The organism is Nocardia sp. CA-119907 (genome assembly GCF_050955995.1).
Lineage (GTDB): Bacteria > Actinomycetota > Actinomycetes > Mycobacteriales > Mycobacteriaceae > Nocardia.
Genome location: NZ_CP192091.1, coordinates 1 through 24,146, shown reverse-complemented (window position 1 = coordinate 24,146; position 24,146 = coordinate 1). Strand labels below are relative to the sequence as shown.

The 24,146-nt window shown below is 64.9% G+C and carries 22 protein-coding genes and 2 tRNA genes; 6 read left to right on the top strand and 18 right to left on the bottom strand.

Annotated elements, in window-relative coordinates; all coding sequences use genetic code 11:
* Positions 1-8 precede the first annotated feature (8 nt).
* The gene (locus ACQP2D_RS00120; protein WP_433681699.1) at positions 9-428 is read left to right on the top strand and encodes a CBS domain-containing protein; all 420 of its coding nucleotides are present in this window, start codon (positions 9-11) and stop codon (positions 426-428) included.
* Positions 429-455: 27 nt separating this feature from the next.
* Here the strand turns inward: ACQP2D_RS00120 and ACQP2D_RS00115 are convergent, their stop codons facing one another.
* Genes ACQP2D_RS00115 through ACQP2D_RS00105 form a run of 3 tightly spaced genes read right to left on the bottom strand, consistent with a single transcriptional unit; the run spans position 456 to position 2,262 of the window.
* Entirely contained in the window at positions 456-905 is a 450-nt protein-coding gene (locus ACQP2D_RS00115) for a deaminase (protein ID WP_433681698.1), read from the bottom strand.
* Between the two features lie 26 nt (positions 906-931).
* A complete protein-coding gene (locus tag ACQP2D_RS00110; RefSeq protein WP_433681697.1) occupies positions 932-1,621 on the bottom strand; it encodes a RibD family protein in 690 nt (229 codons plus the stop codon).
* Positions 1,618-2,262 (bottom strand): aminodeoxychorismate/anthranilate synthase component II, encoded by a 645-nt coding sequence (locus ACQP2D_RS00105; protein WP_433681696.1) that lies wholly within the window; start codon positions 2,260-2,262, stop codon positions 1,618-1,620. The genes ACQP2D_RS00110 and ACQP2D_RS00105 overlap by 4 nt, the downstream gene beginning before the upstream one ends.
* Positions 2,263-2,470: 208 nt before the next feature.
* Between ACQP2D_RS00105 and crgA the strand changes: the two genes are divergently transcribed.
* A complete protein-coding gene (gene crgA, locus ACQP2D_RS00100; RefSeq protein ID WP_420770008.1) occupies positions 2,471-2,734 on the top strand; it encodes a cell division protein CrgA in 264 nt (87 codons plus the stop codon).
* A 194-nt stretch (positions 2,735-2,928) separates the two neighbouring features.
* Entirely contained in the window at positions 2,929-3,330 is a 402-nt protein-coding gene (locus ACQP2D_RS00095; RefSeq protein WP_433685955.1) for a PH domain-containing protein, read from the top strand.
* A 43-nt stretch (positions 3,331-3,373) separates the two neighbouring features.
* On the opposite strand, the gene ACQP2D_RS00090 is transcribed toward ACQP2D_RS00095, so the two are convergent.
* On the bottom strand, positions 3,374-4,243 hold the full coding sequence (locus ACQP2D_RS00090) for a rhomboid family intramembrane serine protease (RefSeq protein ID WP_433681695.1): 870 nt from the start codon (positions 4,241-4,243) through the stop codon (positions 3,374-3,376).
* A 4-nt stretch (positions 4,244-4,247) separates the two neighbouring features.
* Complete coding sequence (locus ACQP2D_RS00085; RefSeq protein WP_433681694.1) at positions 4,248-4,775, bottom strand: peptidylprolyl isomerase; 528 nt, start codon at positions 4,773-4,775, stop codon at positions 4,248-4,250.
* Positions 4,776-4,880: 105 nt separating this feature from the next.
* On the opposite strand from ACQP2D_RS00085, the gene ACQP2D_RS00080 reads away from it, so the two are divergent.
* A complete protein-coding gene (locus tag ACQP2D_RS00080) occupies positions 4,881-5,093 on the top strand; it encodes a hypothetical protein (protein WP_433681693.1) in 213 nt (70 codons plus the stop codon).
* A gap of 32 nt (positions 5,094-5,125) precedes the next feature.
* Here ACQP2D_RS00080 and ACQP2D_RS00075 read toward each other — a convergent pair whose 3' ends face one another.
* From ACQP2D_RS00075 to ACQP2D_RS00065, 3 genes are all read right to left on the bottom strand, one after another.
* A complete protein-coding gene (locus ACQP2D_RS00075) occupies positions 5,126-5,944 on the bottom strand; it encodes an ABC transporter permease (protein ID WP_433685954.1) in 819 nt (272 codons plus the stop codon).
* A 29-nt stretch (positions 5,945-5,973) separates the two neighbouring features.
* A complete protein-coding gene (locus ACQP2D_RS00070) occupies positions 5,974-6,990 on the bottom strand; it encodes an ATP-binding cassette domain-containing protein (RefSeq protein ID WP_433681692.1) in 1,017 nt (338 codons plus the stop codon).
* 694 nt (positions 6,991-7,684) lie between these two features.
* Complete coding sequence (locus tag ACQP2D_RS00065) at positions 7,685-8,626, bottom strand: acyl-CoA dehydrogenase family protein (protein ID WP_433681691.1); 942 nt, start codon at positions 8,624-8,626, stop codon at positions 7,685-7,687.
* Positions 8,627-8,788: 162 nt separating this feature from the next.
* Between ACQP2D_RS00065 and ACQP2D_RS00060 the strand changes: the two genes are divergently transcribed.
* Together ACQP2D_RS00060 and ACQP2D_RS00055 are read left to right on the top strand one after the other, a co-directional pair.
* On the top strand, positions 8,789-9,499 hold the full coding sequence (locus ACQP2D_RS00060; protein ID WP_433681690.1) for a YoaK family protein: 711 nt from the start codon (positions 8,789-8,791) through the stop codon (positions 9,497-9,499).
* A 40-nt stretch (positions 9,500-9,539) separates the two neighbouring features.
* Positions 9,540-10,787 (top strand): hypothetical protein, encoded by a 1,248-nt coding sequence (locus ACQP2D_RS00055; RefSeq protein WP_433681689.1) that lies wholly within the window; start codon positions 9,540-9,542, stop codon positions 10,785-10,787.
* A gap of 745 nt (positions 10,788-11,532) precedes the next feature.
* Here ACQP2D_RS00055 and ACQP2D_RS00050 read toward each other — a convergent pair.
* The 10 genes from ACQP2D_RS00050 to dnaA form a co-directional block, all read right to left on the bottom strand.
* A tRNA-Ala gene (locus ACQP2D_RS00050) sits at positions 11,533-11,605 on the bottom strand.
* A 25-nt stretch (positions 11,606-11,630) separates the two neighbouring features.
* A complete protein-coding gene (locus ACQP2D_RS00045) occupies positions 11,631-11,738 on the bottom strand; it encodes a DLW-39 family protein (RefSeq protein WP_218007666.1) in 108 nt (35 codons plus the stop codon).
* Between the two features lie 29 nt (positions 11,739-11,767).
* Positions 11,768-11,841, bottom strand: a tRNA-Ile gene (locus ACQP2D_RS00040).
* A gap of 132 nt (positions 11,842-11,973) precedes the next feature.
* Positions 11,974-13,008 (bottom strand): DUF3566 domain-containing protein, encoded by a 1,035-nt coding sequence (locus tag ACQP2D_RS00035; RefSeq protein ID WP_433681688.1) that lies wholly within the window; start codon positions 13,006-13,008, stop codon positions 11,974-11,976.
* A gap of 39 nt (positions 13,009-13,047) precedes the next feature.
* Complete coding sequence (gene gyrA / locus ACQP2D_RS00030) at positions 13,048-15,570, bottom strand: DNA gyrase subunit A (RefSeq protein ID WP_433681687.1); 2,523 nt, start codon at positions 15,568-15,570, stop codon at positions 13,048-13,050.
* A 47-nt stretch (positions 15,571-15,617) separates the two neighbouring features.
* Positions 15,618-17,657, bottom strand: coding sequence for a DNA topoisomerase (ATP-hydrolyzing) subunit B (gyrB, locus tag ACQP2D_RS00025; RefSeq protein WP_433685953.1), 2,040 nt, complete (start codon positions 17,655-17,657; stop codon positions 15,618-15,620).
* A 400-nt stretch (positions 17,658-18,057) separates the two neighbouring features.
* Entirely contained in the window at positions 18,058-18,618 is a 561-nt protein-coding gene (locus ACQP2D_RS00020) for a DUF721 family protein (RefSeq protein ID WP_433681686.1), read from the bottom strand.
* A gap of 213 nt (positions 18,619-18,831) precedes the next feature.
* Positions 18,832-20,013: a DNA replication/repair protein RecF gene (recF, locus tag ACQP2D_RS00015; RefSeq protein ID WP_433681685.1), complete on the bottom strand. Its 1,182-nt coding sequence runs from the start codon at positions 20,011-20,013 to the stop codon at positions 18,832-18,834.
* Positions 20,014-20,149: 136 nt separating this feature from the next.
* A complete protein-coding gene (dnaN, locus tag ACQP2D_RS00010) occupies positions 20,150-21,331 on the bottom strand; it encodes a DNA polymerase III subunit beta (protein WP_433681684.1) in 1,182 nt (393 codons plus the stop codon).
* An 832-nt stretch (positions 21,332-22,163) separates the two neighbouring features.
* Complete coding sequence (gene dnaA / locus ACQP2D_RS00005; protein WP_433681683.1) at positions 22,164-24,146, bottom strand: chromosomal replication initiator protein DnaA; 1,983 nt, start codon at positions 24,144-24,146, stop codon at positions 22,164-22,166.

Sequence of the window (24,146 nt, the reverse complement as noted above, 5' to 3'; positions counted from 1 at the left end):
GCAGCCCCATGACCACTGCCAGGGACATCATGAAGCCAGGGGCCGAGTGGATTTCCAAGGACGAGAGTGTCGGCCAGGCCGCGCGGATAATGGCCGAACGCGGCGTCGGCGCACTGGTCATCGCCGATGAGAACGAACGGATGTGCGGGATCATCACCGACCGCGACATCGTGGTCAAATGCGTCGCCCAGGGTCGGGCGCCATCGACCACCCGCGCCGAGGAGCTCTGTGCGGCGACCCCGTGGTGGGTCGACGCCGACGCCGATGTCAACGAAGTGCTGGATCAGATGGAAAGTCATCGGATCAAGCGGATGCCGGTGATCGAAGCCAAGCGGCTGGTCGGGATGATCAGCGAGGCCGATCTCGCACGGCACCTCGACGACAACCAGCTCAGCGAGTTCGTCACGGCGATCTACGGCAGGCCGTAGCTCGCGTCACGACGGATTCGGCACCCGTCACGAAAGATCCAGGTGGCGATTCATCGACATCGCCTCCTCGGCCAGCTCCGCGAGTTCGACAACCTCCACGCCGTGTTGGCGCAGCTTCTCCACGCCGACGCAATTGGTCACGAAGGTGGCCGGTTCGCGCCAGGCGATGACCACTCGCGCGATCCCGGCCCGCAGGATCCGGTCGGTGCACGGCAGCCGCGTCGCGGTGGCGCGCTGTGAACACGGTTCCAGGGTGGAGTAGATCGTCGCTGCGGCGAGCCGCGAATCGTTCGCGTCGAGTTTGTTCAGCGCGGACTCCTCGGCGTGGACCTTCGCATCGGTCTCGCGCGAGTAGCCCGTCGAGATTTCCACGCCGTCGGCCACAATGACCGCACCGACCGAGAATGCCGTCGGACTGGTCGGGCACAGCCACGCCAGCTCGATTGCCCGGCGCATGAATTGGATATCAGCCGACATCGAAAGACCTCCGCGGTTGGGGACACTCAGCGCTCATGCGCGCCGGACTGTCGCGGCAGATAGCGCAGCAGCGCGATATCACCGATCTGCGTGACATCGGCCAAGTGCATTCTGCGGGCCGGGTAGGCGGCAGGGCCGAGGAAGCGGGGTGCCGCCGCGTGTCCGACGACGATCGGCGCGACCGCCATCTGCAATTCGTCGGCCAGGTCCCGCGAGAGGAATTCCGTGTGGACGCGCGTGCCGCCTTCGACCATCAGCCGGGCGATGCCGCGGCGACCGAGATCGTCGAGCAATGCACCGAGCTGGATTTCGGCACCAAGGGAGACCACCTCGGCGAGACCGGCCAGCCGAGTGCCGAGCTTCGCCGCACCCGCGGTGGTGGTGTAAACGAGTTTGCCGCCACCGTGGTGCCAGAACCGCAGTTCGGGATCCAGATCACCGCGCGCGCTGACGGCGATCTTCAGTGGGTACTCCGACTTACCCGCCGCGATGCGCGCCGCCCGCCGCTGCGCGCTGTTGACCAGCAATCGAGGATTGTCGCGACGTAGCGTCTCCGCGCCGATCAAGATCGCGTCGGAATCCGCGCGCACCTGATCGACCCGATCGAAATCCGCCGCATTCGATAGCTTCAGCCGGTGCGGACTCGCGTCGTCGATATATCCGTCGACGCTGACCGCGACCGACAGCAGGACATGGGGCCGGATCCCAGGCGTCACTGGGTCACCAGTGCCGCAACCTCCGCCTCCAGCATCTCCACCAAACTCTCCGACGGACGCTCGCCGCACACCTCGAGCCAGTTCGCCAACATCCGGTGCCCGCCCTGGGTCAGCACCGATTCGGGATGGAACTGCACACCGTGGATAGGCAGCGCGCGGTGCCGCATGGCCATGACGATTCCGGTCTCGGTGCGGCCGATCACCTCGATATCGGCTGGCAAGGTGTCCTCGAGCACGGTGAGCGAGTGGTATCGGGTCGCGGTGAACGGGTCGGGCAGACCGGAGAGCACGCCGGTACCCAGGTGGAACACCGAACTGGTCTTGCCGTGCAGCAGTTCCGGCGCGCGGGTGACGGTGCCGCCGAACGCCTCGCCGATGGCCTGATGACCGAGACACACCCCGAGCAGCGGAATGCTGTGCCGGGCGCAGGCGTGTACGAGGTCGATGCTCGCGCCGGCCCGATCCGGGGTGCCCGGGCCGGGGCTGATCAGGATGCCGTCGTATTCGGTGACAACGGCATCGAGGTCGGCCAGCTTCGGATCGTCATTGCGCCAGACCACGGCCTCGGCACCCAACTGGCCGAGGTACTGCACCAGGTTGAACACGAAACTGTCGTAGTTGTCGACGACCAGAACACGCATGCTGTCGAGATTACGTGGCGACCCGGCGGGCCGTCGCATCCATTACCAGTTGGGATAGCCTAGAGGCAGACCGGAGGGGACCTGAGCCCTCGCCCGGCCCCTTCGGCGTATTCGCCGGATCGGGGACCGCCGTGAGCGAGCCGGGCACCATAATTCAACCGAAGCCCGCCCGCCGGTACCCGACCTGAACGCCGAACACGAGGACGACATGCCCAAGTCGAAGGTCCGTAAGAAGACCGACTACACGATCAATCCCGCCAGCCGCACGCCGGTGAAGGTGAAGGTAGGGCCATCTCCGGTCTGGTACGTCGTGATCATGCTCGGCTTCATGCTGGCCGGGCTGCTCTGGTTGCTCGTCTACTACCTGGCCAATGACCGCATCACCTGGATGGCGGATCTGGGCGCGTGGAACTTCCTGATCGGCTTCGGCTTGATGGTCATCGGCCTGATCATGACCATGCGGTGGCGCTGACCAGCCAGAGCTGATCCTTTCGAGCGACCTGCAAGCAATCACTACGGCTGAGATTACAGACGTGTCATTCATGCACACCTGTGGATAACCGTGTGGACAACTCGAGGAACGATTGGGGAAAGTGACGCGTGGATCCCGAATCCGATTCGCCTGATCCGCTGCCGCCCGAACCACGTACCACCTGGACTACGCCGATGGCCGCACTCATCGCGGTCACCATCGGCGGCGTGGTGCTGGCCGGTGCCGCGATCCTCGCCAAGGATGGACCGAGTCGCCTGCTCATCGGGTTGGCCGCGGTCGGCCTGCTGGCATTGGCCGGACTCGGGTTCCGGCAGCGCCCGCGACTGAGCATCGCTTCCGGACCCGAGCCGCGCCTGGTGGTTCGCACCCTGACCGGGCCGACCGAATACCGGCGCGATCAGATTTTGCGCGCGCGGGTCGTCGGCTACCGTCGCCTGGGCCGCAAGAATCCCATGCTCGAGATCGACGTCGAGCACGAAGGCGATGAACGGCTGCTCATCTTCGGCCGCTGGGATCTCGGCACCAGTCCCGACGAAGTCTTCGAAACCCTTGTCGCGCATGGCCTGGCGCAGTAGCCGACGCTGAATCCGTCCGGCGACAACGTTTCACGTGAAGCATCTACCGCAGTGACATCGCCGCGGCAACGATGACGGCAAGTGCCGCGACCGCGACCACGGCAACCGCCGCCCAGCCGATCATTCGTGCGTTCTCTTGGGATTTCGCGCGCAACCACTCGGGCAGGAACAGAATGCCGAGCGCGGCGAGCGTACCGGCGGCCAGCCCGCCGAGGTGTCCGGCCAGCGAGATGCCGGGCAGCGAGAAACTGATGAAGACATTGATGCCGATGAGGATCAACATCTGATTCGGATTCTGCCGCACCCGGATCAGCACCACCGTGATCGCGCCGAACAAGCCGTACACCGCACACGACGCACCGGCGGTGAGACTGTCCTTGGCGAAGACCATGACGGCGGCCGAACCGCCGAGCAGTGACACCAGATAGACCACCAGATAGCGCGCACGCCCGAGTACCGGCTCCATACTCCGGCCAACCACGTACAGCGCGAACATATTGAGCAGCAGGTGGATCGGACCGTAGTGCAGGAAGCCGGATCCGATCAGCCGCACATACTGGCCGTGCGCCACCGCGGGCGGGTACAGCACCCAGTCGACGTACAGCGCGGAATGAGAGGTGTTCTCGACCAGGCTGCGCGATTGGCCAGCGGTGATCGTGAAGACAATCGTGTTCAGCGCGATCAGCGCATAGGTGACATACGGAATCGGGGTCCGCGCGGTCTGCGCACCGGCCACGGTACGCACCGGGCGGACCTCACGCTGACCTTGGCGGATGCAGTCGACACAATGCTGACCCACCGCGGCGGGTCGCAGGCAGTCCGGACAAGCGGGCCGCCCGCAACGCGTGCAGGCCAAGCCCGTCGGTCGATTGGGGTGGCGGACGCACATCGGTGCGGGCGGCTGAGCGTTCATCGGATTATTCGATAGTGATCGTGGAGATGGTCACAGCTTCCTTGGGACGGTCGTTGCGATCGGTGGCCGTGGTCGCGATGGCATCGACGACCTTGCGCGAATCGGGGTCGACGACCTCCCCGAAGATGGTGTGCTTGCGGTTCAGGTGTGGCTGCGGGCCGACGGTGATGAAGAACTGCGAACCATTGGTTCCCGGTCCCGCATTCGCCATCGCCAGCAGGTAGCCGCGGTCGAAGCGCAGCTCTGGATGGAATTCGTCGCCGAATTCGTAACCCGGTCCACCACGTCCGGTGCCGGTCGGGTCACCACCTTGAATCATGAACCCGTCCATCACCCGGTGGAAGACCGCGCCGTCGTAGAACGGCCCGGAGTTTCCTCCGCTCGCGTTCTCCGTCGTGTACGGCGCCGATCCATCGGCCAGGCCGACGAAGTTCCGCACCGTCTTCGGGGCGTGGTTACCGAAGAGCGAGATCTTGATATCGCCGTAGTTGGTGTGCACCGTCGCCACGGCGGTCTGATTCGGTGAGGTCACGCCGCCCATCGTGCCACGATCGCCGAATTCTTCGCCGAACCGGGCCGGATGCGGCTGTGAACTGGTACTACTGCACGATACGCGGGTATATGCCACAGTTGTCGAATGACCTTGGGGCGACTGTTTGTATCCGCACGTTCTCGTAACCGACTGATCGCCGCGGTCGTTGTCGCGCTGGCCGGTGGCGTCGCCTGGCTGATACGCAGTAAGCGCCCGCAACCGCCGGAGCCCGCACCGGCGCCGCCGCGAATCGGGTACTCCCGCAATGGCTCCGCGCCGACGCCGCTGGCGGGCGCCGGCGCGGACAACGGTCGCTGACGAACGGTCATGAGGACCGGGTCCCGGCCCGGTCACCGGCTGACGGTGCGCTTGTACTGCCGCAGCGCGAGCGGGATGAACACCAGCAGGATGATCACCACCCACGCCAGCGTCGTCACCACCGGGTGCTGCATGGACCAGGCATCCGATTTCGGGGCCAGCGGGCTGGTATTGCCGAACAGGTCGCGGGTGGCCTGGGTAACCGCCGAGACCGGATTCCATTCGGCGAATATCCGCAGCGCTGTCGGCAGATTCTCCAGCGGAACGAAGGTATTGGCCAGGAAGGTCAGCGGGAAGATCACCATGAAGCTGGCGTTGTTGAACACCTCGGGCGCGCGGACCAGCAGCCCGACCACGGCCATGATCCACGAGATCGCGTAGGCGAACAGCAGCAACAGCACAAAGGCGAGCACCGCGTCGAGCAAGGATCCGCGGATCCGCCAGCCGACGACATATCCGGTCAGTGACATCACCACCAGGCTGACCACATTGATCACCACATCGCTGATGGTGCGCCCGACCAGTACCGCCGACGGCGCCATCGGCAGCGAGCGGAACCGGTCGATAATGCCCTTCTGCATATCCTCGGCCAGGCCCAATCCGGTGAACGTCGCGCCGAACACCACCGACTGCGCGAAAATGCCCGCGATCAGGAATTCCCGGTAGCCGCCCGACATGCCGGGCACCTCGATCGCCGAGCCGAAGATGTAGGCGAACAGCAGTACGAACATGATCGGCGACAGTGTCGAGAAGATCAGCACATCGGGCACGCGCTTGATCTTGATGACATTTCGCTTCGCGATCGTCACGCTGTCGCTGACGACGATGGCCAGTCGTTCACCGAGTGACATGGTGGTTCTGTTTTCCAGGGTGGCCACGGTCATCGCCTGTGTCCTTCCGTTGCCTCTAGCCGATCCGCGGTCTTGCCGCCATTGCGCCCGTCGCCGTTGATCAGCTCCTCGGCCTCGTGTCCGGTGAGGCTGAGGAAGACGTCGTCCAGCGACGGACGACGCAGGCCGACATCGTGGATCTGTACGTTGTGCGTGCTCAGCCTGCCGATGGCATCGACGAGCGCCTGGGATCCATCGCTGACCGGAACGGTGATCCGGCGCAGCCCCGGCTCCAGGTGGATCTCCCCGTCCGCCAAGCCCCGCAGCGCCTCCTCGGCGGTCGCGAGATTGTCGGCATGGTCGACGGTGAGTTCGATGCGGTCGCCGCCGACCAGCGTCTTGAGCTCGTCCGCGGTACCGCGGGCGATCACCCTGCCGTGGTCGATCACCGCGATGGAATCGGCCAGCCGGTCGGCCTCCTCCATGTACTGCGTGGTGAGCAGTAGGGTGGTGCCGCCCGCGACGAGCTCCTCGATGACATCCCAGAGGTCGAGGCGCGCACGCGGATCGAGTCCGGTGGTCGGCTCGTCGAGGAAGAGCACCGGCGGATTCGCCACCAGCGCACCGGCCAGGTCGAGGCGGCGGCGCATGCCTCCGGAATAGCCCTTGACCGGTCGGTCGGCGGCGTCGCTGAGCCGGAATCGCTCCAGCAATTCCCTGGCGCGCTCCTTACTTCGCTGCACGCCCATGTGATAGAGCCGCCCGACCATTTCCAGGTTTTCGAATCCGGTGAGATATTCGTCGACGGCGGCGTACTGTCCCGACGCGCCGATGCGCGAGCGCAGCGCCTGTGGATTGCGGAGCACATCTATACCCGCGACCGTCGCGTGACCCGCGTCCGGAATCAGCAGGGTGGTGAGCACCCGCACGGTGGTGGTCTTGCCCGCACCATTGGGTCCGAGCAGTGCGGTGACGGTACCCTCTGGCACCGATAGGTCGAGTCCATCAAGGGCGACCAACTGGCCGTATCGTTTGACCAGACCCTCGGCGACTATTGCGTCGGGCATGATTCTCCTGGGGTTCGAGGCCGTTACTCGAGCCAGTATTGCCCGGGGCACCGACAATTTCCTGTGATTATTCGCCCACCAGGGCTTATCACCCGCCGACACGGCAGTGCCGGACATAGAACGGTCGCATCCCGTTCCGGGCGGTGCTCGGGGGTGCCGGATCGGGATGCGACCGGTTTCGATCATCCCGCCCCGGTACTCGGCCATCGCGCGTAGCGCACTACCCGATTCGGGCCAGGCCGATACTCGGCGTCCGCGTACACGACATGCCCGCCCCCGAACGACACGCGGCAAATCCGGCCAAATCCGCAGCCGGGGAGACGAAACCGCGGCGCGATTCCGGACCGACAGCAATCGGTCGGCATGGTTTTCACATTTCCCTCGGCCGGTAGCTGGATCACGATTGCTTCGTAAAACCCTGCGCGACAACATTTTTGACAACAGTCACGGATTTGCCCAGCGAACCGGCTATCGACCGGTCCGGCTATCCGGGCAACAGCAAAGCACCTAGCAGGTAAGCCGACCCAAAAAAATCTTGGAAAGTGGCGATCCCCACGCACACACAATCCAGGATCATCGCGTAGGATCGTTCACGTCGGCCCCTCCCCCCCGGGCCGACCTTACGCGGGCCTCGGCTAACTCCCCCCCTTCGCCGAGGCCCGCTCCCCATTTCTGGGGCAGGTCGAAATCCGGCTCAGCTATCCGTCGGCACCGCAGGAATCTCGTCGATGCCCACCGATTGCCAGGCCGCCGTCAACCGTTGCGCCCGTACCTTTCCCGCCGTCGCCAGTAGCCGACGGTCCCGATCCCACCGCTCGCGAGTGACCGGATCGGCCCGAGCCCAGAGCGGCTCCAGCTCCGCCAGCACCGACTCGAAGAACTCGTACGCCCCGCCCAGGGCGATATGTCCGCCGGGCGCGGTTGGGCGCGCCATATCCAGTCCCCGCACGAAGGCCACCGCCGCGAGCAACCGCTGCAGCACCGCCCGCGGCCAGCCGGACTCGCGCCCGACCCGCACCAGCCAGCCGAGCGTTGCCGCGAGCACGTGCACGTCCTCGATGGTGCGGAATGGCTTGAGGTAGTCCGTGTACCCGTCCCCGGGCAGCACTTGGGCCACGGCGTCGGCGAATGTCACCGTGGCATGTGGGATTTCGGGTGCGAACGGTATCGCGGGCAGATTCGTCACGTGCACACCGGGCTGTCCCGCGTCGACGAGTACGGCGCGCAGCTGATTGCGCCCGTCCGCCGCCACACCGGCGCTGGCGATCACCAAGAGCCGCCGCGCCAGGATCCCCAATGTGGTGAAGGTCTTCGTCCCGTCCACCCGCCAGCCGCCATCGGTTTCGGTCAGCCTGGTCTGGATCGCGGACGGATGCGCGCCGCCCGCCTCGGTCGCGGAGACCGCGACCAGCTCATCGGCCGCGAGATCGGGCATTAGGGCGCGCAGCGCCTCCTGATATCCGGACAGGAATGCGAAACCCAGTCGGTCCGCACCGAATCCACCGGCGATCGCGATATCGACCGTCGTATCGAATCGCCCGGCGGCCGCCCGATGCCGGAGCCAGGCATCGGCAATCGTCTCGAGCGGTGCCGGATCGAGCACCTCGGTCAGCAGATAGTCGAACACAGAGTCCACCCGTGCACGCTAACCGAGAATCGCCAAGCGATCGCGCCGGAACCCCAGCACCCGTGCCGCTATCATCCGGCAATCCTTATCCAACACCTCGGCGATGCGTCAGCGGAATCTCAGAAACACCGGGTATCACTGAGTCGTCATCCGCCAAGAGGAGCCCGACCAGTGCCAAAACCGGATCCAGAGCGCCGAAAGAAGCTGTTCGACGCCGAGGCACGGCTGTCGTGGGTACTCGCGGCATTGGCCGGTCTGATCGGAGCCGCGGCCTTCATGCATACCGCTGGCTACTTCGTCACCTTCATGACCGGCAATACCGAGCGCGCCGTCCTCGGCTACTTCCACGACGAACCGGACCTGGCCGTCGCCGCGGCCCTGCTGCTGGTGTCGTTCCTCGCCGGGGTGGTGGTCGCCTCCTTGTGCCGCAGGCATTTCTGGTCCGGACATCCGCACGGCCCGACCCTGCTCACCACTCTCAGCCTGGCCGCGGCATCACTACTGGACAGCATCATGTCCTGGATAACCAGCGCCGCCAATATCGACCTCATCCCCATCCTGCTGGTGGCCTTCGGCGTCGGCGCCCTCAATACCTCCTTCGTCAAGGACGGCGAGGTCTCGGTGCCGCTCAGCTACGTCACCGGAACTCTGGTCAAATTGGCCCAGGGCATCGAACGCCATATCAGCGGCGGCGATTACGCCGACTGGCTCGGTTATTTCCTGCTCTACGCCGCCTTCTCCGCCGGCGCCCTGCTCGGCGGTCTGCTGAGCCTGCTGGTGGCAGGCTGGGCCATGCTCATCACCGCCACCGTGGTGTGTCTGCTCACCACCTGCTACACCTACCTGCACCTGGATCGCCACGGCCCACCAGCGACCAGCTGACCCCCGTGCGCGCCGCCGAGTCGACGGATACGGTTGTCCGGTGGGGAGTTTCGATGACCTGACACCGGATCACTTTGCGACACTTGTGCTGCGGCATCTCGCCGATGTCGGCAAAGAGGTCGCCGAATACGACGCCGAGGCTTTCCGTATCGATCTGATCGACGGATCCGAGATCGGTCTCGGCAATGTGTATCACGACGCTGTTCGCCTTTCCGGTCCGAAGCGCGCAGCGCGGATCGCGCGGTTTCTCACATGGGTCGGCGGCGACGAAACCGAACACATGCACACTTGGGAGGAAGCTCGCCCGCTACTGCGCCCGATTCTGCGTTCTGCCACCTACAAGCAGGCGTGGTCCGACGATCTGCTGTACCGAAGGCCCGGGTTGGTCACCTACGAAGAAGCGCGGTTCGTCAGCCGCCCAGCCTTTCCGTTCGTCGACGAGTTGGTCGCGATCGATCTGCCGGACTCCCGAAACATCGTCAACAACTCGATGCTGGCGAGTTGGCCGGTTGGAGCCGAAGAGGTCTTCGCGACGGCCCGCGAAAACCTGGAAACTATTGCACAGCCCCATAATCCACGCGGCAATGCGATCCTCAGCCTGAACGACGACGAGGGCAGCGGCTACATCACCTCATGGCCACTGGCACCCGGCTGGCTGGCGAGTTTCGGTCAGCGCTACAGCGGCCGCCGCCCGGTGGCCTTCATGCCCGATATCAATAATCTCATCGTGGTCCCCGACATCCCACACCTGCTCGCGCGCATCTATCGCCAGGTCGAGGAACAGTACGTCAACGCACGCCACCGGCTCTCACCGCAGGGCTACACCCTCGATGAAGACGGCACCGTGGTGCCCTTCGACCGGGCGGGCCCGCACGAGCAGCACCAGGCCGCCGTACGCGCCGGATACCACTTGGCGGTCTGGGAATACGCGGCCCAGGCCGACTGGCTCAACAGGGCACTGGAGCGCGATTTCGAATTCGCCTGCTACGGCCTGGAGATGGCCATTGTCGGCGATATCAAGATCGCGGGCACCGACACCTGGCCCTACACCTACACCGTATGGGGCAAGGGCGTCGACTACCTGGTCCCTGCCGCCGACTACATCACGTTCGCCAGCACCGACGCCGATAACAACGCGGTCCCCGTCTGCACCGTCCCATTCACCGCAGCCCTCGAAATAACCGGCCTCACACCAATTCCGGCCATGTCCCCCATCCGCTTCGAGGCCCGGTTCTGGCCCGACGCAAAGATGCTCACCCAGCTGAAGCAGGCCTCGGTCGCCCTGTGAACTGAACGCCTCCGAACCCCGCCCGGAATTGAGGGTCCGGAAGGTGGCATCGACCGGTCGCCGGACGGTCCGTAACGGACGGTAAGTGTCGGTCGATCTACCCCGAGGGTCCGCGCTTGTGGACCGAAATCCTCTGAGGCTGAGCAGGTTTGAGTTGAATAGAGCTATCCGCAGTGCCGTTGCCGTGTACTGCTGACAGGTGCGATACTGACCCCCTTTGCCCCGGCGCAGGCCGAGACGGGACCAACGCTCGCCGCTGAAACCCCGTCCCTCTCCCAGGTGGACGACAGTGGTTCGTCCTCCGGTTCGGCTGGCGAAGCGCTCAAATCCTTGGCCGCACAGATCTTGTGCGCCATCATGACGGGGCATTGCGCCGCGGGACCGGGCTAATCCACCCAACCCGCGTGCTGCGGCCGGGTGCCGACTGCGTGGATCGTGATGTCCGGGCCGTCGGCCATCGTGCGGTTCGCATGATGGCCGTCAGGGCCACTCGTTTCGCGTGTTTTTTGGGGCGAAGTCCCAAGAAGGATTGTTGACCGAAATGGCAACTCGGATGCACGACAGCGAGGGCTACGGTCGCCCCCGTGCGCATGTGACCGTAGCCCATCTCGATCACGTGGCCGAAGGCATAACCATAGCCCCGTGCCGCCTTCGCACGATGTACCAATGCGGGCCCACCACCGAAACCACGGGTCATTCGGGCATAAAAAACCCCTCACCCGGCGTACAAGTGAGGGGCCTCGAGTGGAGCCTAGGGGAATCGAACCCCTAACCCCTGCCTTGCAAAGGCAGTGCTCTGCCAATTGAGCTAAGGCCCCGAATCCCTGCTGTCCGAGGACAGAATCAGCGGGTGGTGACTTCGTGCCACAGGTCCGCGTCGTCGCGCTTGCGCAGCTTGGTGATTCCGATGAGAACCGCGACTACGACACCGACCGTGAGAAGAATTTTCATGATTCCCACCCTACTGTGATGTTCGGGAGTGGGCCTAGGAGGACTTGAACCTCCGACCTCTTCGTTATCAGCGAAGCGCTCTAACCGCCTGAGCTATAGGCCCTCATCTCGTTCGGATACCCGCCGAAGCTGCTAACCGAACCGAGGCACGAGATTACCTTACCCGCCCGCCGATGACCAAAACGGCCGGTCACCGCCCTGCGCGAGGGCAGTGACCGGCCGTTCGGCAACCGTTCTAATCGGGGTCGGCCAGGGTGATCTGAATGCCGCCGACAAGGTCACAGCACTGGTTGTAGATGAAGACGCCGACGGTCGCCAAGGCTGTGAAAAGCACCACATTGATCAGCCCGATGACGCCCGCGTACCCGAAGACCGAGCCGGCGTCGACCAGTCCGACCGATCCGCTGTCCGAGGAGACCATATCGGTGAAGGTGCTGTTGAGCCGCTCCCAGACACCCATGCCCTCGAGCACGATGTAGAGCAGACCGACCGCCAGCATCCACACGAAGAACATGGCCACACTGATCACCAGCGAGATCTTCAGGGTCGACCATGGGTCGATCCGGCGGATCTGCACCGTCGCCCGCAACGGCTCACCCGTGGCGACCGCCGCCGCAACGGCGACCGGAACCGCGGGCGAGACCGGGGTGGCCTGTGGTCCCGGTGTTTCGACCGGCAGCGGATGCCGGATCTCCGAGAGGTCCGGCATGTCCTTGATCAGTTCCGGGCGCGCGATGCTGCGGGTCGGTCCGTCGATGCCGACGGACTTCACCATCGCCGCTTCCTTGCGCGCCGCCTTGGCAGCCAGATCCGCGGTGGTGCGGGCATTGCCACCACCGAGGCCGCCACCACCACCGAGGCCGCCGCCGCCGCTGTTGAGACCACCGCCGAGCCCGCCGCCGGTGGAATTCGGCCGACCGGTCACTGGCGACTGTCCGGGCCGATACAGGTTCGACTGCGGCTCCCGCTGCGGCAACTGCGACCAACCCTCTTGGAAGTGCGACTGGCCGTTGCCCGCGGAATCACCGCCATCCTTTTTCGATTCGGACCCGTCGGCAGCGCCCGCTTCCGGCGCCTTGAACGCGACTTCGCCTTGCGGGTTGCGGTTTTCATGCGGCTGGGCACCTCCCGGCGCGCCAACCGGCTGACCGTTCTCGGCCGAGGCGACGGGCCGTGGGATCGGCCGAGGCGGAATCGGTGACGGTGCGATACGTTCGGTTACACCGTTCGTCTGGTGCCGCTCGTCGTTCGGCTGATTCGGAGTGGTCAATGGGAATCCTTAGATCCGTTCGTTGCCGCCGCTGTGGGGTTACTGCTCAGAGGAACCGGTGTCGCCGTCTCCGCCGACGATCGCATCAGGATCGGGTTCGTCGGCATTGCGCGCGATAGCAAGCAAGGTATCGCCATCGGCCAGGTTCATCAATCGCACGCCCTTGGTCTGCCGTCCAGCCTTACGAACCTGCTTCGCCGCCGTCCGGATAACGCCACCGCCCGACGTGATCGCATACAACTCATCCTCGTCGTCGACGATGAGCGCACCGACCAGGGTGCCACGCTTGGTGTCGTATTGGATAGTCAATACGCCTTTACCGCCGCGCCCCTGCGGGGTGTACTCCTCGATCGCGGTCCGCTTGGCATAGCCGCCGGAGGTCGCGACGAGCAGGTAGGTATCGGCGCGAACCACGTTGAGCGACAACAGTTCATCGTCGGCGTTGAACCGCATGCCCTGCACACCGGAGGTGGCGCGGCCCATCGGACGCAGCGCCTCGTCGGTGGCCGAGAACCGGATCGACTGGCCCTGCGCCGACACCAGCAGCAGATCGTCGTCGGCCGAGCACAGCACGGCGCCGACCAGTTCGTCCTCGTCGCGCAGGTTCACCGCGACGATGCCGCCGCTGCGGTTGGAGTCGAAATCGGAGAGCTTCGACTTCTTCACGAGGCCGTTCCTGGTGGCGAGCACCAGATACGGGGCGTCCTCATAACCCTTGATCTGAATGATCTGGGCGATCTTCTCGTCCGGCTGGAACGCCAGCAGGTTCGCCACATGCTGACCGCGCGCGGTCCGGCTGGCCTCGGGCAGTTCGTAGGCCTTGGCGCGGTACACCCGGCCCTTATTGGTGAAGAACAGCAGCCAGTCGTGCGTGGAGCTGACGAAGAAGTGCTTGACGATGTCGTCCTGCTTGAGACCCGCACCCTGCACGCCCTTACCGCCGCGCTTCTGGCTGCGGTACAGGTCGGTCTTGGTGCGCTTGGCGTAGCCGGTCTCGGTAACGGTGACGACCACATCCTCGCGGGCGATGAGATCCTCATCGGCCATATCGCCGTCATTGGCCACGATCTTGGTGCGCCGCTCATCGCCGTACTTGTCGACGATCTCGGCCAGTTCGTCGCGCACGATCGCGCGCTGGCGCTCGGGCTTTTCGAGAATGTCCTTGAGGTCGGCGATCTCGGCCTCGATCTTGGCCAGATCGTCGATGATCTTCTGTCGTTCCAGGGCCGACAGCCTGCGCAGCTGCATATCGAGGATGGCGGTGGCCTGGATCTCGTCGATATCCAGCAACTGCATCAGGCCGGTGCGCGCGGTGTCGGTATTGGCCGAACGCCGGATCAGCGCGATGACCTCGTCGAGTGCGTCGAGTGCCTTCACCAGGCCGCGCAGGATGTGGGCCCGCTCCTCGGCCTTGCGCAACAGGTAGCGGGTGCGCCGCACGATGACTTCCAACTGGTGTTCGACGTAGAGCCGGATCATCTGATCCAGGCGCAGCGTGCGCGGCACGCCGTCCACGATCGAGAGCATGTTGGCGCCGAAGCTGGTCTGCAGCTGGGTGTGCTTGTAGAGGTTGTTCAGCACGACCTTGGCCACGGCATCGCGCTTGATGGTGACCACGATCCGCATACCGGCACGGTCGGAGGACTCGTCGTGGATATCGGAGATGCCCGCGATCTTGCCGTCCTTCACCTGCTCCGCGATGGAGTTGATGAAGTTGTCGGTGTTGACCTGGTACGGCAGCTCGGTGATGACGATGGTGGTGCGACCGCGGTTGTCCTCTTCGATCTCGACGACACCGCGCATGCGGATCGAGCCGCGGCCGGTGGTGTAGGCGTCGTGGATGCCCTGACCACCGACGATGAGGCCGTAGGTCGGGAAGTCCGGACCCTTGACCCGCTCCATACAGGCGGCGAGGGTGGTCTCCTCATCGGCCTCGTAGTTCTCCAGCGCCCAGTAGACCGCCTCGGCCAACTCATTGAGGTTGTGTGGCGGGATATTGGTCGCCATACCGACCGCGATGCCGTTGCTGCCGTTCATCAACAGGTTGGGCACACGGCTGGGGAGAACCGTCGGCTCCTGTGAGCGGCCGTCGTAGTTCGGCGTGAAATCGACCGTCTCGTGGTCGATTTCACGCAGCAGCTCCATGGCCAGCGGAGTCAGGCGGCATTCGGTGTACCGCATGGCGGCCGCGCCGTCATTGCCGCGGGAGCCGAAGTTGCCCTGGCCGTCGACCAGCGGATAGCGCAGCGACCACGGCTGGGCCATGCGGACCAGGGTGTCGTAGATCGAGGCGTCACCGTGCGGGTGGTAGTTACCCATGGTCTCGGCGACCGGACGGGCGGACTTCACATAGCCGCGGTCGGGACGGTAGCCGTTGTCGTACATCGCGTAGAGCACCCGGCGGTGCACCGGCTTGAGGCCGTCGCGGACGTCGGGCAGCGCGCGGCCGACGATCACGCTCATCGCGTAATCGATATAGCTGCTCTGCATTTCGTTCTGGATATCGACCGGCTCGATCCGGTCACCCGCTCCGCCGTTGGGTGGCAGGGTGGTTTCAGTCATCTAAAAGTCTCCTTTGGCACCGGACGTGGAATTACGCGTCACGCCGGCTACACGTCGAGGAAGCGAACGTCCTTGGCATTGCGGGTGATGAAGCTGCGGCGGGCCTCGACGTCCTCACCCATCAGGATGGAGAACAGCTCGTCGGCCGCGGCGGCATCATCGAGGGTGACCTGACGCAGTACCCGCACCGCGGGATCCATGGTGGTCTCCCAGAGTTCCTTGGCGTTCATCTCGCCGAGACCCTTGTAGCGCTGGACACCGTCGTCCTTGTTGATCTTCTTGCCCGCGGCGAGACCCGCCTCCAGCAGGCCGTCGCGCTCGCGATCGGAGTAGGCGAACTCCGGATCGGACCGCTGCCACTTGAGCTTGTACAGCGGTGGCTGCGCGAGGTACACGTGCCCGTGCTCGACCAGCGGCCGCATGAAGCGGAACAGCAGGGTGAGCAGCAGGGTCGAGATGTGCTGGCCGTCCACATCGGCGTCGGCCATCAGCACGATCTTGTGATAGCGCAGCTTGGCGATATCGAATTCGTCGTGGATGCCGGTGCCGAAGGCGGTGATGATCGACTGCACCTCGTTGTTCTTGAGGACGCGGTCAATGCGGGCCTTCTCGACATTGATGATCTTGCCGCGCAGCGGCAGGATCGCCTGGTACATCGAATCGCGGCCGGATTTGGCCGAGCCACCGGCGGAGTCACCCTCCACGATGTAGATCTCGGACTTGCTCGGATCCTTGGACCGGCAGTCGGCCAGCTTGCCGGGCAGGCCGCCGATATCTGTGGCGGACTTGCGCCGCACCAACTCCCGGGCCTTCCGCGCCGCCACCCGGGCCTGCGCGGACGAAACCGCCTTCTGAACAATGGTCTTCGCATCGGCCGGATTGGCCTCGAACCAGTGTGAGATGTGCTCGTTGCAGGTGCGCTGGACGAACGACTTCACCTCGGTATTACCGAGCTTGGTCTTGGTCTGCCCCTCGAACTGTGGGTCGGCGATCTTCACGCTCACGATGGCGGCCAGCCCCTCCCGGATGTCGTCACCGGTGAGGTTGCCCTCCTTCTCCTTGAGCAGCTTCTTGTCCTTCGCGTACTTGTTCACCACCGTGGTGAGCGCCGCGCGGAAACCCTCCTCGTGCGTACCACCCTCATGGGTGTTGATGGTGTTGGCGAAGGTGTGGACGGACTCGGAATAGCCCGAGTTCCATTGCATCGCAACCTCGACCTCATGACCGGTGCCCTTACCGGTGAAGGAGACGAGTGAGTTGTGGATCGGCTGCTTGGTGCGGTTGATGTGCTTGACGAAGTCCTCGAGGCCACCCGGATAGTGGTAGGTCCGGGCCTTCACCTTCGGCTCGGCGGCTGGGGCGCCCTCATCGAGGTGCTTGGGCGCCTCGGCGGTTTCGCTGACGACCTCATCGGTGACATCACCTTCATGTACCCGCTGATCTGTGAGGGTGATGGTAAGTCCCTTGTTCAGGAACGCCATCTCCTGCAAGCGACGCGAGACTGTCTCGAAACTGAAGGTGGTGGTTTCGAAGATGTCCGGGTCCGGGAAGAACCGGATCGTGGTACCGGTGCGCTTGGTCGGTTCGCCCTGGATGAGCTTGCCGGGCTTCGCGTCCTTGTACTCCTGCGTCCAGTGGTAACCGCCGTAGTTCACCTCGGCCTCGAGGCGGGTGGACAGCGCGTTCACCACCGAGATGCCGACACCGTGCAGACCGCCGGACACCGCATAGGATTCTCCGTCGAACTTGCCACCGGCGTGCAACTGGGTCATGACGACCTCGATGGTGGGCACCCCCTGCGCGTGCATATCGGTCGGGATACCGCGTCCGTCGTCGACCACCTCGACACCGCCGTCGGCGAGCAGGGTCACCTCGACCTTGCTCGCAAAGCCGGCCATCGCCTCGTCGACGGAGTTGTCGACGACTTCCCAGATCAGGTGATGCAGGCCACGCTCGCCGGTGGAGCCGATGTACATGCCCGGGCGTTTGCGGACCGCCTCCAGGCCTTCCAGAACCGTGATCGAGGAGGCACCGTAGTCCTGCTTGCCCGATGTCGCGTTGGTCGAGCCCGATGCGTTGGAGTCCATGGCAGCCACTGGTCGGTAGCTCTCCTTACTTGCTGATCCTTGGCGCAGCGGTCGGACAGCACACGTGGGGCCCCGGTTCAGATTTCTGGTCGTGAAATACGGGTCCACGCGCGGGCTGTGCGGAACGCGCCGAAGGTTCGCCGCTAGTTACCCCACCATCCTACTGGTAGACCCAAGCCACAGTGCACCTACGACACCCCTGACGGCTCCGTGGATGCGAGAAATCGGTCGGCGACGGGTCGGTTCCGCCTTCAACCGCTTTGCGTCCGCCATTCCGCCTCCCCGAGCCCTTTCCCGAGCGGTGGGCAGATCGCACGTTTCCCCATGCACCAACATGTCGAACATATGTCCGACTGTCAGGGTTTCACGTGGAACGACCTCGGACTATGACAGTGCAATGCTATCCGTAGGTGTCACGAGGGCCGCGACCCTTGATATGACGTTCGCCCTTGCGCCAGCTCGGGGCCGCCGGACCGGTGATCTTCAGCGAGGTGACCACGCCCTGCCCGACCGCCGCGTTGATCTTCGCCAGAAGCTGTCCCTGCAGCATGCGCAGCTGGGTGGCCCATGCAGTCGACTCGGCGGTGATGCTCAGCACGCCGTCCTTCAGCGTCACCGGAGTCGCGTGCGAGGCGATATCCTCGCCGACCACACCAGCCCAGCGGCCGAAGACCATGCCCTCGGCGACCTTGGCCGACCAGCCCCGATTCTTCGCGATGGCACCAGCCAGGCTCGAAAGCAGCTGTGGGTCACGGTCATCGGGCCGCGCGCCGGACCAACCGGTGCGGCGCCGGGCTCCGGTACGCAGCCGACGCGGCGAGGCCCGACCCTGTCCCACCGATTTACCGCTGGCCTTGGCGGCGGCCCGCGCCTCTTCCAGCGCGCGGCGCGCCAGATCGATGCCGCGCAGTTCCGGTTCCGGTTCCGATGGAGATGCGCTCGATGCTGCTCGATCGCTCACGGGTCCGCCTCTCCCTCCACGAACCTCTTGCCGGTCGTCGAACCCTCATCGCCGAACCGGCGGTCGGATGCGCGACAGTTCTGGACGTACCCGGCGAATTACGAAATCAGTTGGTGCGTTGGTAGCCACGGCTTTGCAACGCATTCGCGGGTGATCTTACCGATGAACCACGCGGGCAGATGTCCTGGCGTCGATACGAATTGACGTCGCGGATCAGGCGGTGGGGGTTTCGACATCGGCGATTCGGGAGATCCGGCCGTCCGCGCCGCCGTTGGTCTCCACCCGCAGCGGTACCGCGGACAATTCCGCTGGCACGTCCTCGGGAACCGCTGCGGTGATCAGCACCTGCTCGGCCCCCGCCGCGACCTGCGCGAGTGCCGCACGCCGACGGCGGTCGAGTTCGGCGAAGACATCGTCGAGCAGCAGCACGGGTTCGGCGCCGGTGGCGCGCAGCAGTTCGAAGGCCGCGAGCCGCAGGGCCAGCGCGAACGACCACGATTCACCGTGACTGGCAAAGCCTTTCGCGGGTGCGGTGCCGAGCATCAACTCCAGATCGTCACGGTGCGGACCGACCAGGCAGACGCCGCGCTCTAATTCCTTCGAGCGCGCCGCCGCCAATTCCCGCAGCATGATCGCCTCCAGCGCCTCGGTGTCATCGGTCAGCGGTGCGCGCGCCGGATCCAGGAACTCCGCTGGCAGGCTCGCGCTGCGATAGCCGATTGCGGCCGGACGGGATTCGGGTGCGATCGATGAGTACGCCTGTGCGAGATATGGATACAGATCGTGCACCAACCGCAGCCGCTGGGCGAGCAGTACGGCGGCATGGGTCGCCAGATGTCCGTCCCATACGTCGAGGGTGCTCAGTTCCGCCTTCGAGCGGGCGTGTCGCCCAGCGGATTTCAAGAGGGCCGAACGCTGTCGCAGCACCCGGTCGTAGTCGGATCGGACCGCGGCCAACCGCGGTAACCGGGCTGTGCACAACTCGTCGAGGAAGCGCCGACGTTCGCCTGGATCGCCCCTGACCAAGGCCAGATCCTCCGGCGCGAACAGCACCGTCTGCAGAATGCCGAGGATCTCCCGTGGTCTGCGCACCGGCGATCGGTTGATCTGCGCGCGATTCGCGGCGCCCTGGTTCAGTTCGATATCGACGCGCAACTCGCGGCCCATATTTACAACGGTTGCCCCGATCCTGGCGCGATTCGCGCCGATGCGGATCAGCGGCGCATCGGCGGCGACCCGATGCGAGCCCAAGGTGGCGAGGTAGCCGACCGCTTCGAGCAGGTTCGTCTTACCGTTGCCATTCGAGCCTAGAAAAACCGTTCGGCCTGGGGATAATTCGAGCTCGGCATGCTCCCAGGAGCGGAAGTCGCGCAGTGACAGCGTCCGGATGAACACCCGTCTACTCCGCTCCGGCCGTCGTCATCGCCGTTTTTCCCCGTTGCTCGGGACGAATCGGCCGCAGACCACAACATCTTGTGGTCCATCCACCGTCTGTGGACGAACTGTGGATAAAACGCATCGCCGCCGATGCTCAGCCCGGCAGCCGGACCGGCATCAACAGGTAGATGTAGGGGCTTTCCAGTGCGGCGAAGGCACCCGACTCCGTCACCTTCGGCTCCTCGTCGCTGGCGGGCAGCAGCACCGCGGGACGACTAGGTGTGGTGAAGCCGAAGGTGACCCGGTCGGCATGCAGAGCGGAAAGTCCGTCGATCAAATAGCCCGGGTTGAACGCGATGGTCAGTGACTCACCGCGGAATTCGGCCTCGAGCCATTCCTCGGCGCGTCCGGCGTCGTCACCCCCCGCCGAGAGCAGCAGGCCCTCATCGGTGAACTCCAGGCGCACCTGGGCGCCGCGCTCGGCAACCAAGGCGACGCGCTTGATGGCATCGGTCAGTGCCGAGACCTGCAGGGTGGCGATCGAGGTGTGCTCCTTGGGGAGCAACTGGCGGAACTTGGGGAATTCCGCGTCGAGCAGTCGGGTGGTGGTCCGGCGGCCCGCGTTCACGATGCCGAGCAGACCATCGGAGCCGGCACCGCTGCCGGTGCCGAGCGACAGCTGCACAGGAGCATCCGACGGACCGAGCGTCTTCGCGGCCTCCGACAGCGTGCGGGCCGGAATCAGCACCGAGGTCTCGATATCGGTGCGGGTCGGCTGCCATTCGATGTGCCGGACCGCCAACCGGAATCGGTCGGTGGCCGCGAGCACGACCTGCGGACCCTCGATCTCGACCCGAATGCCAGTGAGCATCGGCAGGGTGTCGTCGCGTCCGGCGGCGACCGCGACCTGACCGACCGCTTCGGCGAAGACATCGACGCTCAGCTCACCGGTCTGCTCGGGCACCTCGGGCAACTGGGGATAGTCCTCGACCGGCATGGTCGGCAGCGAGAATTTCGCACTGCCACAGGTGATCAGCACCCGGGTGCCGTCGATGGCGACATCGACGGGCTTATTGGACAGCGCCTTGGTGATATCGGCGAGCAGTCGGCCGGAGACGAGCACCTCACCGGGACCGGCGACCTCGGCCGCGACGCGCATCTGCGCGGAGACCTCGTAGTCGAAGCCGGAGACGGTCAGTCCGTCCTCACCCGCCACGAGTAGTACGCCGCCGAGTACGGGAACCGGAGGCCGCGACGGGAGGCTGCGTGCCACCCATGCAACGGACTCGGCGAAATCCTCCCGGGCGACCCGAAACTTCATACTCGCCAGCTCCATCGCCCGATCTGTCCTCTCCCGGTTCCGTGATCTGTGTCGGCTCTCAGCGTTGATTCTCGAAAAAGGGGTGCTGTGTCGGCCACCCAGAAGTGTGGCATAGGCGACCGACATCAAACCGTACCCGCGCGGACCATATGAACCTAGCCCGACCCTCCGGTCACTGTTCGTAGCGATCCCGACTCTTGTATCGATGAGAAGTCATGGCGAAGGAGTTCGGACGATCCGGTCGTCCCCGCCCTTTCCTTGCGCGGGTGCGGTGACCGATTCGGATGCCGATGCGCATCGACCGACTTTCCACACACCCTGTTTTGAAGAGACATTTCTAAGAAGAAGAACTGAAGTAGTAGTAGGCACTGTGGAATCTGTGGACTGCGGCCGAATCCGCAGGTCCGAGGGTGTGGTGCCGTGGGGATGGCCGCAGGGTGACTCGAGGATGAACGCGAGGGGTCTGTGGAGGTTCGCCAGTTGTCCCCCGTTCATCCTCGAGCGCTCCTCGAGTTGTTCCACCGGATACCCCGAGTTGTTCACAGATGTGCATCGAATCGTGGACAACTCGAGGAATCCTCGAGGACTCCACACGGACTCCTCGAGGATTCCACAGCCCTGTGACCGAACCCTTTGCTGGTCAAGGGGTGTGGGTAGCCCGGGCTGTGGAAGCTGTTGAATCCACCCCTGTTAGCCGAGTCGCCGAACCCGTGCCGCGAGGCTGTGGACGAACCGGTGGACAACTCGGAGTTTCCTCGAGGACTCCACAAGAATTCCTCGAGGACTCCACAGGGCATAAAAAAGCACCGCCCCAGGTCAGGGGCGGTGCACAGGGTGTGAGGGGTGGTCAGCGCGAACGCTGTTTAATCCGGGCTGTTAGTTCTTGCACCTGGTCGTAGACCCGCCGCCGTTCGGTCATCTCTTTGCGAACCTTCTTCTCCGCGTACATCACCGTGGTGTGGTCGCGACCGAAGGCCTGACCGATCTTGGGCAGCGATAGGTCGGTCAGTTCGCGGCATAGGTACATCGCGATCTGCCGGGCCTGGGCCAACGGGCGGGCCTTACCCGGCCCGGTCAGCTCCTCCAGGGTGGTGTTGAAGTATTCGGCGGTGACGGCCATGATCGTCGCCGCGTTGATCTCCAGCGTCGCGGTATCGGGCATGAGATCGCGCAGGACGACCTCGGCCAGCGGCAGATCCAGCGGCTGACCGTTCAGTGACGCGAAGGCCGTCACCCGGATCAGCGCACCCTCCAACTCGCGGATATTGCGTTCGACCCGGCTGGCGATCAGCTCGAGCACGTCGTGCGGTACGTCGAGCCGGTCCATCCGCGCCTTCTTGCGCAGAATCGCGATGCGGGTCTCCAGCTCCGGCGGCTGCACATCGGTGATCAGCCCCCATTCGAACCGGGTCCGCAGCCGCTCTTCCAGGGTGGCGAGCTGCTTGGGCGGCCGGTCCGAGGACACCACGATCTGTTTGTTCGCGTTGTGCAGGGTGTTGAAGGTGTGGAAGAACTCCTCCTGGATGCCTTCCTTGCCCTCGATGAACTGGATGTCGTCGACCAGCAGGATGTCGGTTTCGCGATAGCGGCGCTTGAACGCCACCTTCCGGTCGTCGCGCAGGCTGTTGATGAAGTCGTTGGTGAACTCTTCGGTCGAGACGTACTTCACCCGCATGCCGGGGAACAGTCGCTGGGCATAGTGGCCCGCCGCGTGCAGCAGATGGGTCTTGCCCAAACCTGAAGCGCCCCAGACGAACAGCGGATTATAGGCGCGTGCTGGCGCCTCCGCGATGGCCACGGCCGCCGCGTGCGCGAAGCGGTTGGATGCGCCGATGACGAACGTCTCGAAGGTGTACTTCGCGTTCAAGCTCGCCGAGGAGTTGGACGGCGCCGGGTTCTCCTGCGACTTGGTGAAATAGGTGGGCCACGAGTTGCGGACATTGACGACCGGTTCGTCATCGTGGGAGTTGTCCGACATCGGCTCGCGGACCGATTCGTGCGCGGCCGCGATCGCCGAATCGCCGTTCGGCCGTGCTTCCCGCACGGGAGCCGCTTCCCGCATCGGCGCGCGACCCTGGCCACGTCCCGGCTCGGGCGCCGGCTCAGGGTTGAACAGCGATTCCTGTCCGGGCGGCACCGAATCACGCCGGGGCGGCAGTCCGGATTCCCGGCGGGACACGGGCGGCACGTCCTGTCGTTCGCCATTGACCGGTCCGGAGTAGTCGCCGCGGGGCGAGTATTCGTCGGTCCGGAACTCACCGGCGGTTTCGTATCCGGGCACCGGCAGATACTCCGGCGCCCCCGCGTACTCGGATGCGGACTCGTAGTCCGGCGCGGCCGAGTATTCGGGTCCGCCCGAGTATTCCGGCGCTGCCGGGTAGTCGTTGGGCTGTGCATAACGCGGCGGTGAATAGTCGGAGCGTCCCGGATAGTCCGGGGCGGGATATCCGGCCGGGCCGCGGCCGCTGTCCCGGCCGCGCTCCGGCCGACTCGTCATCCTGGCGTGGCGCGGATTATTGCCGGGGCGTTCTGTTGGCTGGGTGGCTGGTGCGGCGATCCGCACCCCGAGGCCCTCGACCTGGGGACCGAGGCGACGGCCGAGGGAACGCAGAATTGGTTCGCGCAGATCGCGTTCGATAGCCTCCTGGGCCAAGGAAGACGGCACCGAGAGCAAGGCGAAGCCCTGCGCCACGGTCAGCGGCTTGACCAGTTTGAGCCAGGCCTGCTGTGCCCGTGACACCGGCGAGATGGCACCATCGGGCGAGCCGGTGGTGAGTTCGGCGACCACCTCCGGCCACACTGTGGCCAACACGTTCTGCTCGTCGTCCAT

Excerpts from the sequence above, each read along its gene's own strand:
- ACQP2D_RS00105 (WP_433681696.1), bottom strand. The coding sequence starts at position 2,262 with ATGCGTGTTCTGGTCGTCGACAACTACGACAGTTTCGTGTTCAACCTG.
- ACQP2D_RS00115 (WP_433681698.1), bottom strand. The coding sequence starts at position 905 with ATGTCGGCTGATATCCAATTCATGCGCCGGGCAATCGAGCTGGCGTGG.
- ACQP2D_RS00095 (WP_433685955.1), top strand. The coding sequence starts at position 2,929 with ATGGCCGCACTCATCGCGGTCACCATCGGCGGCGTGGTGCTGGCCGGT.
- gyrB (WP_433685953.1), bottom strand. The coding sequence starts at position 17,657 with ATGGACTCCAACGCATCGGGCTCGACCAACGCGACATCGGGCAAGCAG.
- dnaA (WP_433681683.1), bottom strand. The coding sequence starts at position 24,146 with ATGGACGACGAGCAGAACGTGTTGGCCACAGTGTGGCCGGAGGTGGTC.
- dnaN (WP_433681684.1), bottom strand. The coding sequence starts at position 21,331 with ATGGAGCTGGCGAGTATGAAGTTTCGGGTCGCCCGGGAGGATTTCGCC.
- ACQP2D_RS00070 (WP_433681692.1), bottom strand. The coding sequence starts at position 6,990 with ATGCCCGACGCAATAGTCGCCGAGGGTCTGGTCAAACGATACGGCCAG.
- crgA (WP_420770008.1), top strand. The coding sequence starts at position 2,471 with ATGCCCAAGTCGAAGGTCCGTAAGAAGACCGACTACACGATCAATCCC.
- ACQP2D_RS00120 (WP_433681699.1), top strand. The coding sequence starts at position 9 with ATGACCACTGCCAGGGACATCATGAAGCCAGGGGCCGAGTGGATTTCC.
- ACQP2D_RS00080 (WP_433681693.1), top strand. The coding sequence starts at position 4,881 with ATGACCTTGGGGCGACTGTTTGTATCCGCACGTTCTCGTAACCGACTG.
- gyrA (WP_433681687.1), bottom strand. The coding sequence starts at position 15,570 with ATGACTGAAACCACCCTGCCACCCAACGGCGGAGCGGGTGACCGGATC.
- ACQP2D_RS00045 (WP_218007666.1), bottom strand. The coding sequence starts at position 11,738 with ATGAAAATTCTTCTCACGGTCGGTGTCGTAGTCGCGGTTCTCATCGGA.
- ACQP2D_RS00075 (WP_433685954.1), bottom strand. The coding sequence starts at position 5,944 with ATGTCACTCGGTGAACGACTGGCCATCGTCGTCAGCGACAGCGTGACG.
- ACQP2D_RS00090 (WP_433681695.1), bottom strand. The coding sequence starts at position 4,243 with ATGAACGCTCAGCCGCCCGCACCGATGTGCGTCCGCCACCCCAATCGA.